This window comes from Pseudomonas sp. ML2-2023-6, from assembly GCF_037055265.1.
Lineage (GTDB): Bacteria > Pseudomonadota > Gammaproteobacteria > Pseudomonadales > Pseudomonadaceae > Aquipseudomonas > Aquipseudomonas kulmbachensis.
The window spans coordinates 2,723,857-2,737,358 of record NZ_CP146347.1 but is presented as its reverse complement, the minus strand read 5'-3'; the positions used below and the strand labels follow the sequence as shown (position 1 = coordinate 2,737,358).

13 protein-coding genes are annotated in these 13,502 nt (G+C 58.7%); 8 read left to right on the top strand and 5 right to left on the bottom strand.

Going from position 1 to position 13,502, the window contains the following annotated elements; genetic code table 11:
- The first annotated feature begins 32 nt into the window (after positions 1-32).
- Positions 33-1,223: a methionine gamma-lyase gene (locus tag V6L79_RS12600; protein ID WP_338578870.1), complete on the top strand. Its 1,191-nt coding sequence runs from the start codon at positions 33-35 to the stop codon at positions 1,221-1,223.
- A 104-nt stretch (positions 1,224-1,327) separates the two neighbouring features.
- On the opposite strand, the gene V6L79_RS12595 is transcribed toward V6L79_RS12600, so the two are convergent.
- Complete coding sequence (locus tag V6L79_RS12595; protein WP_338578869.1) at positions 1,328-1,744, bottom strand: hypothetical protein; 417 nt, start codon at positions 1,742-1,744, stop codon at positions 1,328-1,330.
- Between the two features lie 76 nt (positions 1,745-1,820).
- Here V6L79_RS12595 and V6L79_RS12590 point away from each other — a divergent pair, with 76 nt between their 5' ends.
- Positions 1,821-2,189, top strand: coding sequence for a MerR family transcriptional regulator (locus V6L79_RS12590; RefSeq protein ID WP_338578868.1), 369 nt, complete (start codon positions 1,821-1,823; stop codon positions 2,187-2,189).
- Between the two features lie 246 nt (positions 2,190-2,435).
- On the opposite strand, the gene V6L79_RS12585 is transcribed toward V6L79_RS12590, so the two are convergent.
- The gene (locus tag V6L79_RS12585; RefSeq protein ID WP_338578867.1) at positions 2,436-3,356 is read right to left on the bottom strand and encodes a LysR family transcriptional regulator; all 921 of its coding nucleotides are present in this window, start codon (positions 3,354-3,356) and stop codon (positions 2,436-2,438) included.
- A gap of 307 nt (positions 3,357-3,663) precedes the next feature.
- On the opposite strand from V6L79_RS12585, the gene V6L79_RS12580 reads away from it, so the two are divergent.
- From V6L79_RS12580 to pcp, 3 genes are read left to right on the top strand one after another with little or no spacing between them, the layout of a single operon-like run.
- Positions 3,664-4,395 carry a DUF969 domain-containing protein gene (locus tag V6L79_RS12580; RefSeq protein WP_261741829.1) on the top strand — a complete coding sequence of 244 codons (732 nt, stop codon included), beginning with the start codon at positions 3,664-3,666 and terminating at the stop codon, positions 4,393-4,395.
- The gene (locus V6L79_RS12575; protein ID WP_261741828.1) at positions 4,392-5,342 is read left to right on the top strand and encodes a DUF979 domain-containing protein; all 951 of its coding nucleotides are present in this window, start codon (positions 4,392-4,394) and stop codon (positions 5,340-5,342) included. Before V6L79_RS12580 ends, V6L79_RS12575 begins: the two co-directional genes overlap by 4 nt.
- A 7-nt stretch (positions 5,343-5,349) precedes the next feature.
- Positions 5,350-5,988: a pyroglutamyl-peptidase I gene (gene pcp / locus V6L79_RS12570; protein ID WP_261741827.1), complete on the top strand. Its 639-nt coding sequence runs from the start codon at positions 5,350-5,352 to the stop codon at positions 5,986-5,988.
- A gap of 24 nt (positions 5,989-6,012) precedes the next feature.
- Here pcp and V6L79_RS12565 read toward each other — a convergent pair whose 3' ends face one another.
- Positions 6,013-7,218, bottom strand: coding sequence for an MFS transporter (locus V6L79_RS12565; RefSeq protein WP_338578866.1), 1,206 nt, complete (start codon positions 7,216-7,218; stop codon positions 6,013-6,015).
- Positions 7,219-7,334: 116 nt separating this feature from the next.
- Here V6L79_RS12565 and V6L79_RS12560 point away from each other — a divergent pair, with 116 nt between their 5' ends.
- The 3 genes from V6L79_RS12560 to V6L79_RS12550 all read left to right on the top strand — a co-directional run bounded on the left by V6L79_RS12560 (position 7,335) and on the right by V6L79_RS12550 (position 11,311).
- The gene (locus tag V6L79_RS12560; RefSeq protein WP_261741825.1) at positions 7,335-7,946 is read left to right on the top strand and encodes a TetR/AcrR family transcriptional regulator; all 612 of its coding nucleotides are present in this window, start codon (positions 7,335-7,337) and stop codon (positions 7,944-7,946) included.
- Between the two features lie 112 nt (positions 7,947-8,058).
- Positions 8,059-9,615, top strand: a complete 1,557-nt coding sequence (locus tag V6L79_RS12555) for an altronate dehydratase family protein (RefSeq protein ID WP_321836182.1) — start codon at positions 8,059-8,061, stop codon at positions 9,613-9,615.
- A 109-nt stretch (positions 9,616-9,724) separates the two neighbouring features.
- A complete protein-coding gene (locus tag V6L79_RS12550) occupies positions 9,725-11,311 on the top strand; it encodes an aldehyde dehydrogenase (NADP(+)) (protein ID WP_338578865.1) in 1,587 nt (528 codons plus the stop codon).
- Positions 11,312-11,498: 187 nt separating this feature from the next.
- On the opposite strand, the gene V6L79_RS12545 is transcribed toward V6L79_RS12550, so the two are convergent.
- Positions 11,499-12,557 (bottom strand): linear amide C-N hydrolase, encoded by a 1,059-nt coding sequence (locus tag V6L79_RS12545; RefSeq protein ID WP_261741822.1) that lies wholly within the window; start codon positions 12,555-12,557, stop codon positions 11,499-11,501.
- Positions 12,558-12,577: 20 nt separating this feature from the next.
- Positions 12,578-13,258, bottom strand: a complete 681-nt coding sequence (locus V6L79_RS12540) for a hypothetical protein (protein ID WP_261741821.1) — start codon at positions 13,256-13,258, stop codon at positions 12,578-12,580.
- Between the last annotated feature and the right edge of the window lie 244 nt (positions 13,259-13,502).

The following is a 13,502-nucleotide window of genomic DNA, read 5'->3' as shown; positions in this document are numbered from 1 at the left end:
ATAGCATTGTAGGAAATATCGGAGAGTTCAGCATGAACGATAAACATAACAACTTCGGCTTTTCTACCCGCGCAATACATTACGGTTACAACGCACTGGAGAACCACGGTGCACTGATACCGCCCATTTACCTGACTTCTACCTTTGCCTTTGCATCGGTCGAATACGGCGCAGCCTGTTTTGCCGGGGAACAGAGCGGGCATTTCTATACCCGCATTTCCAACCCGACCCTGGCGCTGTTGGAAACTCGTATGGCGGCGCTGGAAAACGGCGAAGCAGGTGTAGCCTTCAGTTCCGGCATGGGTGCGATTGCCGCGACCTTCTGGACCCTGCTCAGACCCGGCGACGAAATCATCGTCAGCCGCACATTGTATGGCTGCACCTTCGCCCTGTTGCATCACGGCATCGGTGAGTTCGGGGTTGTGGTCAAGCACGTGGACATGTCCAACCTGACCGAACTGCAAGCCGCTATCAGCCCGGCAACGCGGATGATCTACTTCGAAACACCGGCCAATCCAAACATGCAATTGGTGGACATCGCAGCCGTCTCAGACATTGCCCACAAGCACAGCGACATAATCGTGGTGATCGATAACACCTACTGCACCCCGTATTTGCAACGCCCTCTGGAAATGGGCGCCGATGTGGTGGTGCATTCGGCCACCAAGTACCTGAGCGGGCATAGCGATATCACCGCCGGCATGGTGGTCACCCGCCAAATCCTGGCAGACCGGATTCGCCTGCAAGGCCTGAAGGATCTGACCGGTGCAGTGCTGTCGCCGCAGGATGCCCACCTGTTGATGCGCGGCATCAAGACCCTGGCATTGCGCATGGATCGCCATTGCAGCAGCGCCCAGGTCATCGCGCAAATGTTGCAGGATCATCCCGCAGTAGAATGGGTTGCCTACCCCGGCCTTCCCTCCTTCCCACAATACGAACTGGCCTCCAGGCAGATGAAGCTGCCGGGAGGCATGATTGCCTTTGAACTCAAAGGCGGTCTGGCTGCAGGCCAGCGCTTTATGAATGCCCTGCAACTGTTCAGTCGTGCGGTGAGCCTGGGAGGCGCCGAGTCACTGGCACAACACCCGGCGAGCATGACCCACTCCACCTACACCCTGGAGGAACGCGCACGGCACGGCATCAGCGAGGGTCTGGTGCGATTGGCTGTGGGGCTTGAGGACATTGCCGATTTGCTGGCGGATATAGAGCAGGCGCTGCATTGAAAGCTGGTAGCCGCTGCCGCAGGCTGCGATAAGGGCCGCAGGACCTTCTCTTGTAATCTTGAGAGCGGGACCGCTATACCGCCCATCGCAACCTGCGGCAGCGGCTACAGGATGTCGGGTTGGTGTGGGGCCCGCACAGGCAACAACTGTGCAATACCGAACACGATCTCCATCGCCGTAACCAGCAGAATCAGGTAACTGGCACCCTGGCTCACCGCATACACCTGCCACACCGCAAACAACACTCTGGCCAATGCATCGTACCGGCCGACCCGCTGGCTGGCATGGCGTACCCGCCATAACGACCACACCACTACGACACTACCCAGCAAGTTAGCCAGCATCATTTGCGTAGCATCCAAGGCTGGAAACACTCGCTCAAGCCCTAGTTGCGCAGACCAGCCTGCGAGCACACTCAGCAGCAGCGCCGCCGTCCAGGGCGTCATTAGCGCAGAAGTAACAATCAAGTCATACCAAGCACTGGCACGGACAATTTTCAGGTTCGTTCTTGAGTCGATCATTGCATTACCTCACTATCGAAAACGCCAGGCTAAACCCTGGACCTAAGTCCAGAGTCAACACTCGTGAGGGAACACCATGAAGATTGGCCAGATCGCCGGATTGACCGGAACCAGCCCGGATGCCTTGCGCTTTTACGAGGAGAAAGGATTGATTGGTTCAACCCGCAGCGCCAACGGCTATCGCTGCTACACACCTGAAACGGTGCAATTGGTCGGGTACATCAAAATTGCGCAACAGTTGGGTTTTTCATTGGCCGAGATCGGCGAAAACCTGCCCATGTTGTGGACTGCCACAGAAGAACCCGTGGCGTTGCTGGCAGAGATTTTTGCCCAAAAATTACAGATTCTTGATCAGCGCATCGCACAGATGCAGCAACTTAGAAGTGTCCTGGCCGAGCGGGCAAAACAGGTTTGCCCACTGGCGCTGGCAAAGGCTGCGCATTAACCCGGCGGAATCGTCGCCAAAATACCGATGCCGATGGTCAGCACCAAAAAGCCGCCCAAAAACCAAGCCATCTTGTTCATCAATTTTCCCCGTCAAACGTTCGTAATAAAACAGGCGCAGAACATCAGCCGACCACACGCGAGCGCTGCTGTGTACTCACGTCCTCGTCTGTCTCGAAAGGTTGACGGGAATTTTGCGCCGCAAACTGCACACATAACAGTCGCAGATAACGCGAAAAAATACGGATCAGTTACCCGGAAGCACAAAGTGCTCAGGCACAACATTGCGCTGGTACTCGGCGACCACGCACTGGCTCAGGCTGACCACTGCTTCGTTCAATTCAAGCCCTGCCCCTGCGCGCCAACTGGCATACACGGCAAAACCCGGTGCAGTTTCGATCGGTACGGCGATCATCGCCCCGCTCTGCAGTTCGCGGCTGACCAGCACAGGCGGCAAGGCGCCGATGCCGAACCCGTCGGCCACCAGCTTGATGATGGCCGTCACTGAGTTGATGCAACTGATGCGCGGCGTGGCAATGCCCTGCTGGTGCAAGAAATTGAGCATGTCCTGGTGCGGCCGGGATAGCCGTGAGAAAGTCAGCAGCCGCTCCTGGCAAAGGTCTGCCAGGCTCTCGTAGCGACGGTCCAGTGCCGCGTCCCTGGCGACGATCCAGCTCAGGGGGTAACTGGCCAGTTGCACATTGCGCACGCCTTCGGCGCGCAACAAATCTGTCTGGAAGATCAAATCCAGCTGACCTTTAAGCAATTGTTCATTGAGATTAAGCGCGGTATCGGCCGTCAGTTCGACTTCGACCTGAGGATAGTCGCGGCTCAACGCACTGATCAGATCGCCCAGCCAACTGTGAATGACGGTGTCCATTACCCCGATGCGCAAACGCCCGGAAAATCTGTCCGCCTGCCCCAGTGACTGCAGCAAACGCTGCTGAGTAGCGAGCATCTCCTCGGCGTAGCCCAGCACTTGATGGCCTTCACGGGTCAGGTTCACCCCGCGTGAATCGCGCTGGAACAATTGCACGCCAAGCTCGGTTTCGAGGACTGAAATGCGACTCGAAATAGCCGCTTGGGTGCTTGATAACTTTTCGGCGGTCAGTCGAAAGCTGCCAAGACGCGCCACCCAGACGAATGTAAGAAGAAATCGCATATTCATGTGCAGGACGCCTCAGCCAATCAAAACCAGGTGATCACTGTAAACCCTTGCCGCAGCCTCCGGCCAGTCGGCTTAAGTCGGTGATTGATAAAACTTTTTTGTTCAGCGGTGACAACTTTTATTGACTGGACGCACAACCTAAAGCCACCAAACATATCGAGCAATGACACCCATAGGTCGTCAAAAATAAAAAAACACGCTGAGTCCGGCAGCGTACCGATTTTTCGAAAGTGTGCCTGACCGCTTTCGACTTGCTCACACCAGCCTGCCCTGGTGCTGCGGCAATCAGCTAAGGGATTTCCCCCTCATGCAAACCGTCGTAAATCTATGGCCCCTGATTGGCGTGTTCGTCATCATCATTGGCTTTGTACTGCGCTTCAATCCGCTACTGGTGGTCAGCGCGGCAGCCATCGTCACCGGCCTTGCAGCCAACTTCCCGCTGGAAAAAATCATCAGCGAAATGGGTGAAGGTTTTCTGCAAACCCGCGCCCTGCAATTAATTCTGCTATTGCCCTTGGCCGTGATCGGCCTGCTGGAACGCCACGGTCTGCGCCTGCACGCACAAAACTGGATCGCCGGCTTTCAACGCGCCACCGTCGGGCGCCTGCTGATCATGTATCTGTTTGTGCGCGAGACCACCGCCGCAGTAGGGCTGACCAGCCTGGGCGGTCACCCGCAAATGGTCCGCCCGCTGCTGGCACCGATGGCCGAGGGAGCTGCCGAAAACAAGTACGGCAAACTGCCTGCCCCGGTCCGCCAGAAAGTCCTGGCCATGTGCGCGGCCACCGACAACATCGGTCTGTTCTTTGGTGAAGACGTGTTTGTGGCCTTTGGTGCAATCGCCTTGATGCACACCTTCCTGCTCGGTTCCGGGCTTGATGTCGAGCCGCTGCATATCGCCTTCTGGGGCATTCCGACTGCCATTTGCGCCTTTATCGTGCATGCACTGCGCCTGTATCGCTTCGACCTGATGCTGTCTCGCAGCATGGCCGAAGTCGCCCAGGAACAAGCTGACGCAGCCCAGGAGCTGGCACGATGATTATTTCCATTGAGTATTTCTACTGGTTGGCTGGCGTTCTGTTGCTGATCACCGCGGGCATGATTGTGAGCGACCGCACCCACCCGAAACGCTGGACCAGCGGCTTGTTCTGGGCGCTGTTCGCCCTGGTGTTTCTGATTGGTGATCGTCTGTCGCCGTTTGTGGTCGGTGTTGGTGTGCTGGTCATGGCCGGTATCGCGGGCATCGGCGGTGTTGGCCGTGGCGCCCACGCCGAGTTGCATATCAAGGCTGCCCGGGCCAGTGCTGGCCGCCTGGGCCACAAGCTGTTTATCCCGGCGCTGTCGATTCCGCTGGTGACGGTGATCGGCTCCATCCTGCTGAAGAACACCCAGATCGGTGGCGTACCGCTGCTCGACCCAAAGAACACCACGTTTGTGTCTCTGGGGATCGGCTGCATGGTAGCCCTGGTGCTGGCGTGCATCCTGACCCGCGACACACCGTTGCAAGGGTTGCGCGAGTCACGCCGCCTGACCGAAGCGCTGGGCTGGACCATGGTGTTGCCGCAAATGCTGGCGATGCTTGGCCTGCTGTTCAACGACGCCGGGGTCGGCGCCGCCGTGGCTCACATCACCACCGCGTACATCAACATGGACTATCGCCTGGTCGCAGTGATGGTCTATGTGCTGGGCATGGCTCTGTTTACCGTGATCATGGGTAACGGTTTTGCCGCCTTCCCGGTGATGACCGGCGGGGTCGGCGTACCGGTACTGGTGGGGATCTACGATGCAAACCCGGCGGTCATGGCGGCAATCGGCATGTTCTCCGGCTACTGCGGCACGCTGATGACGCCGATGGCGGCCAACTTCAACATCGTGCCCGTTGCCTTGCTGGAGCTGCCGGACAAATACGCCGTGATCAAGGCGCAAATGCCCACGGCACTGATCATGCTGGTGGTCAATATCGTGCTTCTTTACGTCATGATGTGAGGTCAAAATGCGTACTGTGCTGCTGACCGGTTTCGAACCGTTCGACCAAGACACCGTGAACCCGTCCTGGGAGGCCGTGCGCCCTCTGGACGGCACCTTTCAGGGCGATGTGCGGATCGTCGCCCGCCAGTTGCCGTGTGTGTTTGCCCAGGCACCGGAACGGCTGTCGCAGCTACTGGAGGAGTTCGAGCCAGAGCTGGTGATCGCGGTCGGGCTGGGCCCCGGCCGCACAGACATGTGCATCGAGCGGGTAGCCATCAACCTCAACGACGCCCGCATCCCCGACAACCTAGGCGACCAGCCGATCGACACCCCTGTCGTGGCCCAGGGCCCTGCGGCTTATTTCAGTACCTTGCCGATCAAGGCCATGGTGCGCGCGATAAAAGCTGCCGGTATTCCCGCTTCGGTGTCACACACCGCTGGGACCTTTGTCTGCAATCAGGTGTTCTATTACCTGCAGCATGCTTTGGCCGGGTCCGCAGTCCGCGGTGGTTTTATTCACGTCCCGCCACTGCCGCAACAGGCGGTGCTGTGTGGCGGACCGTCCATGGCACTGGGCACTGTGATTGAAGGGCTGCGTATCGCCGTGATCACGGCACTGAATACCGAACACGATGTGCTGGAAAGCGGCGGGCAGATCAGTTGAGCCCACAGCGCCAGCTATAGGCAGTCAATGCCCGACAACCGCTGCACCTGTTTGTCTGTGCCCATGGGGAAAACCGTGGGTACGGGCGCTGAACACGATCCATAGCCCGACCAGCAACAGTACCAGCAACACCCAGGGAAAAACGCCAACCCCTACTTGATCGAGCAGTATCCCGCCGGTTAATGCCCCGGCGGCAATGGCGCTGTTCCAGACCACCACATTCATCGACAGCGCAACATCAGCGCCCTCCCCGGCAGCATCGGCCAAGGCTGTCTGCAACAGTGTCGCGGCGCCGCCGAAGGACAGCCCCCAAACAAAAATACCGGCGTAGACAACAGCAACCGACCGGGAGAAAAAACCGAACAGCAGCGAGATCGCTGCAAATGTCGCCAGGCTCGTCAAAACGGAGTTGCGCAGATGCCGATCCACCAGCCGTCCGGTTAGCCAGATCCCCACCAGTGCTGCCAGCCCGAACACCAACAACACGATATCGACCTTATTGCCCAACCCCGCTGATGCCACAAAAGGCGCGATGTAGGTGTAAAGCATGTTGTGCGCCAGCATCCAGGTCAGCACCACCGCGAGCACAGAACGCACTCCCGGCGTCAGCAGCACCTGGCGCAAGCCAATACGCTCAGAGGCCGCCTGCCCCGGATAATCGGGCACCTTGACCACGACCCAGACCATCAGCACCAAGGTCAATGCCGACATCAAACCAAATGCCGTACGCCAACCCACCAGCGCCCCCAGCCAGGTGCCCAGCGGCACCCCGAGCGACAGTGCAATCGGAGTGCCCACCATCGCGACTGCCATGGCTCGACCCTGCAAATGCGGTGCAACCATGCGCCGTGCATAACCTGCCAGCAGGCTCCAGGCCAAACCGGCCGAAGCACCGGCAAAAAACCGCGCAATCAGGGTCGCGCCATAGTCCGAAGACCACGCGGTAATCGAGTTGAACAACAGAAAACCGACAATCGTCAGCAGCAACACATTGCGCCGCCGCCAGCCCTGGGTTGCGATGGTCAGCGGAATGGCCGCCAGGAGAGAACCCAGCGCATAGACCGTGACCATTTGCCCTGCCAGTGCCGAAGACACGTCAAGCCCTTGGCTGATTTGCGGTAACAGGCCAGCGGGCAAGGTCTCGGTGACGATGCAGATAAAACCGGTCATGGCCAGCGCCAGCAGCGCGCCCATGGGTAATCGTTCAGTGGTGTTTTGCTCTGGCGCCATGGGGCCCTGCCTTGTGTAGTTATGTATCGATAGGTACAAATGTAGAGTGACGGGAAATATTGGTCAACGACTTTTGTATCGACTAGTATTTATGTCTCGTAACGCAGGAGACTGAAATGGCACAAATGGGACGCCCGCGTACTTTCGACCGGGATGCGGCAATCACACAGGCCATGCACCTGTTTTGGGAGCAAGGCTATGATTCAACCTCGCTGAGCCAGCTCAAGGCCAATATTGGCTCAGGCATTAGCGCACCCAGCTTCTATGCGGCTTTCGGCTCCAAGGAGGCTTTATTCAAGGAAGTGATGGAGCGCTATCTCAATAGCCACGGCAAGGCCACCGAGAGTTTGTTCGACACCCGGCTGCCACCGCGTCAGGCTATCGAACTGACATTGCGCGGGTCAGCCAAAATGCAATGCGAACCGGGTCATCCACGAGGTTGCCTGGTGACGTTGGGGTTGATGAGTGCCAGCTCTGCCCAGACCCTGGCCATTTGTGCCCCGCTGGTGGAAGCCCGAGTGCGCAGCCGGGCCGCGTTTATTGCCTGCGTCGAGCGCGGCATAGCGGCGGGTGAACTCTCTGAGCAGACCGACCCCACGACGTTGGCCGCCGTATTTGAGTGCTTTTTGCTGGGGCTGACCCCGCTCGCCCGGGATGGCGTGCCCCATGCCGTACTGGATGCAGCGGTCACTCAGGTGATGAGCGCTTGGGACGCAGCGCGAACCTGAGGAATACCCCACGGTTATCGCCCAATCAACATTCGTCATTGGGCAGGCCTCCCGACAAAAACTACAGTGGGCGCCAGAAGGGTCTTGAAGGCTCGCCATTGAGATAACTGCGGTGCAACTCATAACTACAACAGGCAGCGAAAACGTTGCCAATGCCGTGATCCGACTCAACCCGCTGGACGATGTACTGATCGCCCGCCAGCCCATACCCCAAGGCCTGATGCTGCAAGCCGACGCGCTGGTGGCGCTGGATGCAATCCCGGCCGGGCACAAGATCGCGACCCACGACGTGGAAATCGGCCAGCCGCTGCGCCGCTATGGCCAGATCATTGGCTTCGCCAGCCAATCGATCAGAGCCGGTGAACATGTGCATGTGCACAACCTGGCAATGGGTGATTTTACTCGCGACTACGCCTTTGGCGTGGACTCACGCGGTCGCGCTCAGCAGACCCATGACACCTTTATGGGCATCGTGCGCCCAGATGGCCGGGTCGCTACCCGCAACTATGTGGGCATCCTGACTTCAGTGAATTGCTCCGCCACCGTGGCCAAGGCCATCGCCGATCATTTTCGCCGCGACATCAACCCCCAGGCCCTGATTGACTACCCCAATGTCGATGGCGTTGTAGCGCTGACCCACAGCTTTGGCTGTGCGGTTGACCCGAACGGTGAGGCCTTGGCGATGTTGCGCCGCACCCTGGGCGGTTATGCCATGCATCCCAACTTCGCGTGTGTGCTGATGATCGGCCTGGGCTGCGAAACCAACCAGATTGCTGACTTGCTGACCGCGCAAGGACTGGAGGCAGGCGAGTTACTGCGCACCTTCACCATTCAGGGCACTGGCGGCACATCAAAAACCATCGCCAGCGGTATCACCCAGATCAAATCTCTGCTGGCCGAAGCCAACCGCGTGCAACGCCAGCCCGTCAGCGCTGAACACTTGATTATCGGCCTGCAGTGCGGCGGCTCGGACGGTTACTCGGGTATCACCGCCAACCCGGCGCTGGGCAACGCAGTTGATCGACTGGTGGCTGCGGGCGGCACCGCGATTTTGTCGGAAACTCCGGAGATCTATGGCGCCGAGCACTTGCTGACACGCCGCGCGGTGAGCCGCGAAGTCGGCGAGAAGCTGATCAAGCGCATCCACTGGTGGGAGGACTATTGCAAACGCATGAACGCAGAGCTGAACAACAACCCGTCGGCGGGCAACAAGGCCGGAGGCTTGACCACCATCCTGGAAAAATCCCTCGGGGCGGTGGCCAAGGCGGGTTCCAGCGATTTGGTCGAGGTTTATGAATATGCCGAAACGGTCCGCGCCCATGGTTTGGTGTTTATGGATACGCCGGGGTATGACCCGGTTTCAGCCACCGGGCAAGTTGCCGGTGGTGCCAATCTGATCGCCTTCACCACGGGCCGAGGGTCGGCCTATGGCTGCGCGCCCTCGCCCTCGATAAAGCTGGCGACCAATACGTACCTGTGGAAAACCCAGGAAGAAGACATGGACGTCAACTGCGGCGCGATTGCCGATGGCGGCACGACCATCGAAGAACGCGGCGAATACATCTACCGCATGATGCTGCGGATCGCGTCTGGCGAGCGCAGTAAAAGTGAACAGCACGGGTACGGCCAGAACGAGTTCGTGCCGTGGCAGATCGGGGCGATCACCTGACTTTTTGTAGCCCTTGAAACCAATGTGGCCGCTGCTGCAGGAACGAGGCTGCTGCTACGCAATCTCGCTCGCCAGCGATTACAGGCACTTTATCTAAAAGGAAATTCATATGACCCACATCACCGGCCACAACTTTATTGGCGGCCAGCGCAGCGGTGCCGGAACCGTTCAGCTGCAAAGCGTGGATGCCAGTACCGGCGAGGCGCTGCCCTACCATTTTATCCAGGCCACCGAAGCCGAAGTTAATGCTGCGGTCAGCGCCGCCAACACCGCCTTCCCTGCCTTTCGCAACTTACCAGCCGTTCGACGGGCTGAATTCCTGGAAGCCATCGCCGAAGAAATCGACGCGCTGGGTGACGACTTCGTTGCCATCGTCTGTCGTGAAACCGCCTTGCCACCTGCTCGTATCCAGGGTGAACGCGGACGCACCAGCGGGCAAATGCGCCTGTTTGCCAACGTACTGCGTCGCGGTGATTTTTACGGTGCACGCATCGATCAGGCGCTGCCCGATCGCCAGCCACTGCCACGAGCGGATTTGCGTCAGTGCCGTATCGGCGTGGGGCCGGTAGCCGTGTTTGGTGCCAGTAACTTTCCGCTGGCGTTTTCCACCGCTGGCGGCGATACCGCCTCGGCACTCGCCGCCGGTTGCCCAGTGGTATTCAAGGCTCACAGCGGGCATATGGCAACGGCTGAGCGGGTAGCCCTCGCCATAGTGCGCGCCGCCGAGCGCACCAGCATGCCTGCTGGTGTGTTCAATATGATCTACGGCGCGGGCGTGGGCGCTACGCTGGTCAAGCATCCGGCGATTCAAGCGGTCGGTTTTACCGGTTCCTTATCGGGAGGCCGTGCCCTGTGTGACATAGCCGCTGCAAGGCCGCAGCCAATCCCGGTGTTTGCCGAGATGTCGAGCATCAACCCGGTACTGGTATTACCCCAGGCACTGCTTGTACGCGGCGAGCAGATTGCCCGGGAACTGGGCAGTTCAGTGATGCTGGGGGCCGGGCAGTTCTGCACCAGCCCGGGTCTGGTGCTGGGTATCCGCTCTCCCGAGTTCAGCGCCTTTGTCGCAGCACTCGGCGACTTTTTCAGCGACCAAGCACCGCAAACGCTGCTCAATGCCGGGGGACTGGTCAGTTACAGCAAAGGCATCGAGCGCCTGGCGAGCATCGAGGGTATTCACCATCTGGCAGGCGCGCCGCAACAAGGCAAGCAGGCCAGCCCGCAATTGTTCCAGGCCGATGCCAGCCTGCTGATCGGTGGCGCTGAAGTGTTACAGGAAGAAGTGTTCGGGCCTACGACCCTGGTGGTCGAAGTCGCGGACCAGGCGCAGTTGCTCCTGGCACTGCAGAGCCTGCATGGCCAACTGACTGCGACAATGATTGCCGAGCCCGCAGACTTGCAAGCGTTCGCCGAGGTAGTCCCGGTACTTGAGCGCAAGGCCGGCCGCCTGTTGCTCAACGGTTACCCAACTGGTGTCGAGGTGTGTGACGCGATGGTACATGGCGGGCCGTATCCGGCGACGTCCGATGCCCGTGGCACCTCGGTGGGAACACTGGCCATCGACCGCTTCCTGCGCCCAGTGTGCTACCAGAACTATCCCGACAGCCTGCTGCCAGATGCGCTGAAAGACGCCAACCCGCTTGGTATCCAGCGCTTGGTCAACGGTACGCACAGCCGCAACCCGCTGGATCACTGATCGGCGGCAAGGAGCAGACGTTTTAATTACACAGCACTTGTAGTCGCTGCCGAGGTACGAGGCTGCGATCGATTGCGAAGCGATCGCAAATCCTCTGTAGCGGGTTTAGCTGGCATAGCGAAGAGCCTGTTTTTACGACTGCTGCGCAGCCGATCGCAGCCTCGTACCTCGTCAGCGGCTACAAATATTACGCACCTTCAAACTTGAACGCAGGGGTGACTTGAAAGCGGCTTGAGACCTCGCCGGAATAAATCGTGCTTTGGTCCGGGCCCAGGTCCAGCTTTTTAACGGTGCCTGTGCCCTTTGAAAAATCGATCTTGTTCAAGTCCACCCAAAACGTGTTGGGGGTGATCGCCGACTCGAAGAAGTACAGCCCCTGCTTGTGATCGATCACCGAGCGCCAGCGGGTCGAAGATATGTTCGGCTCGCCGGGAGTGGTGATGCCGTACGGCACCGAGACGTTGCGAATCACGCTGAATACGCTGGCCAGCGACAAACGTGCGTCCTGGTTTTTTGGCACGGCATTGACATAGAAAGACGCACGGGCAAATCGATCTGCCGAGCGATTGGTTCCGGGCAGCATCACCGTGCCGCCAATGGATTGCCAATACGCATTCATCGCCAACTGCGCATCAAATGCGGGTGAGTTGGTCATGACCTGATAGCTGCGATCATGGTGAATAACCTGCTTGCCATCAATAAATTCGATGATGGCACTGTCGCCTGAAGCATCAGACATCGACAGGTGCAACGTCGCCAGGCGACTTTCCCCCGGCACCTGGGCGGTTACTACCGTAAAGGGCTCGGTCTTGAGTACCGCGACCGCCTCGGCAACGCTGCTGAAGTTATCCAGAACATACTGCGCCCAGGCTGCAATGCTCAGCCCGGGTTTGTCTTTATTGACCGGTGGATATTCGGACTCCACCAGCCATAACAGGTTGGCGGACAACCCGGCTTCGTTGACCCCGTCGGTGGTTGAAATGTCATAGCCGGTGGCAATTACACTGCCGTATTTTGACGTCCACTTGACCGACCCTGGCCCCACTTCACCAGTACGCTGCATGCCCTGGGGGAAGATCCATAGATTGGTTGCCACGTCAGTTTTCCAGTCCATGGACCGCGCGGTGATCACCGTGTCGTTGTCACCCAGATAAACCAGGCGGGTGCAGGCATTGGCAGCAGGCAACGCAAGCATAAAGCCGGTCAGTGCCAACGCCAGATGTCGGGTGTGTTTGAGCAGTTGCATTCCCTTGTCTCCTCTGCAGATCAGAAGCGCATGGACAGGCCAAGTACCGGTCCGCGCTGGGTCACGTCATATTTGAACTTGTTGCCGGTAAAGTCGGTGGTCTGGTAGTTCTGCGCCAGCACTCGATAGCCGACACGAATGATCGTGGGGTGATCCGCCAGGTACATCCGGTAGCCCAGATAAGTCTGGGCGTTCCAGGTCTTCTTGGAAGCCGTATCCATCCCGCCGGTATCGGCTTCACCAGAGAGCGTCCAGCGATCGGTCAGGTCAGCCTGCATGCGCAAGCCCACGAACGGGTCTGTCCACTCGGTTTCTTTCTTGGTGCTGAAACCAACAGAGTTGACCTCCAGCTTGGTCGACAGCTTGGTCCAGCGCACACCGACCGTGGGCTCGACGCGCCAGGTGCGCGGTTCGCCAAAAATCGTGGCGCCCCCCAGTTCATATTCATAGACACGGTAATACACGCCAGCGGCAAGGGTGGTCTGGGTGATCGCCAGCCCTACCTTGCGCCCATACACTCTTTCTGACTGGTCGGTTTTCGCGTACACCCCATCAACATAAAAACCCAGCGTGCGATTGGTCAGCTCCAGATTGCCCATAAACACGGAACTCAGATTATTCAAGACTTCCGAGAACGGGACATCGACTTTGGTATTGACCCCGCCCAGCGCCGCCTGCCCGCTCATTGACGGAGCCCACACAAATGGGCTCGCCAACAATAGCCAATCCGAATCGCTGGTACTGCTTGTTACTGGCGGCTCAGCCCCATGCGCCACCTGCATGAATAACAACAGCGGCAAGGCCGCTGACGCAGATCTGACAGTCTGATTTCTCATCGCCCTGATTAACCAATTCCTTATTTGATCTGTAGGTATAGCAGGTATCGCCTGAAAATCTGCTGTCGGACGCGATCATTGCGCGAGCCCAAAAAACTGCTTTGCGGGA

Coding starts and splice junctions, on each gene's coding strand:
- V6L79_RS12560 (WP_261741825.1), top strand. CDS start 7,335: ATGGCACAAATGGGACGCCCGCGTACTTTCGACCGGGATGCGGCAATC.
- V6L79_RS12585 (WP_338578867.1), bottom strand. CDS start 3,356: ATGAATATGCGATTTCTTCTTACATTCGTCTGGGTGGCGCGTCTTGGC.
- V6L79_RS12575 (WP_261741828.1), top strand. CDS start 4,392: ATGATTATTTCCATTGAGTATTTCTACTGGTTGGCTGGCGTTCTGTTG.
- V6L79_RS12580 (WP_261741829.1), top strand. CDS start 3,664: ATGCAAACCGTCGTAAATCTATGGCCCCTGATTGGCGTGTTCGTCATC.
- V6L79_RS12600 (WP_338578870.1), top strand. CDS start 33: ATGAACGATAAACATAACAACTTCGGCTTTTCTACCCGCGCAATACAT.
- V6L79_RS12590 (WP_338578868.1), top strand. CDS start 1,821: ATGAAGATTGGCCAGATCGCCGGATTGACCGGAACCAGCCCGGATGCC.
- V6L79_RS12550 (WP_338578865.1), top strand. CDS start 9,725: ATGACCCACATCACCGGCCACAACTTTATTGGCGGCCAGCGCAGCGGT.
- V6L79_RS12545 (WP_261741822.1), bottom strand. CDS start 12,557: ATGCAACTGCTCAAACACACCCGACATCTGGCGTTGGCACTGACCGGC.
- V6L79_RS12565 (WP_338578866.1), bottom strand. CDS start 7,218: ATGGCGCCAGAGCAAAACACCACTGAACGATTACCCATGGGCGCGCTG.
- V6L79_RS12595 (WP_338578869.1), bottom strand. CDS start 1,744: ATGATCGACTCAAGAACGAACCTGAAAATTGTCCGTGCCAGTGCTTGG.
- pcp (WP_261741827.1), top strand. CDS start 5,350: ATGCGTACTGTGCTGCTGACCGGTTTCGAACCGTTCGACCAAGACACC.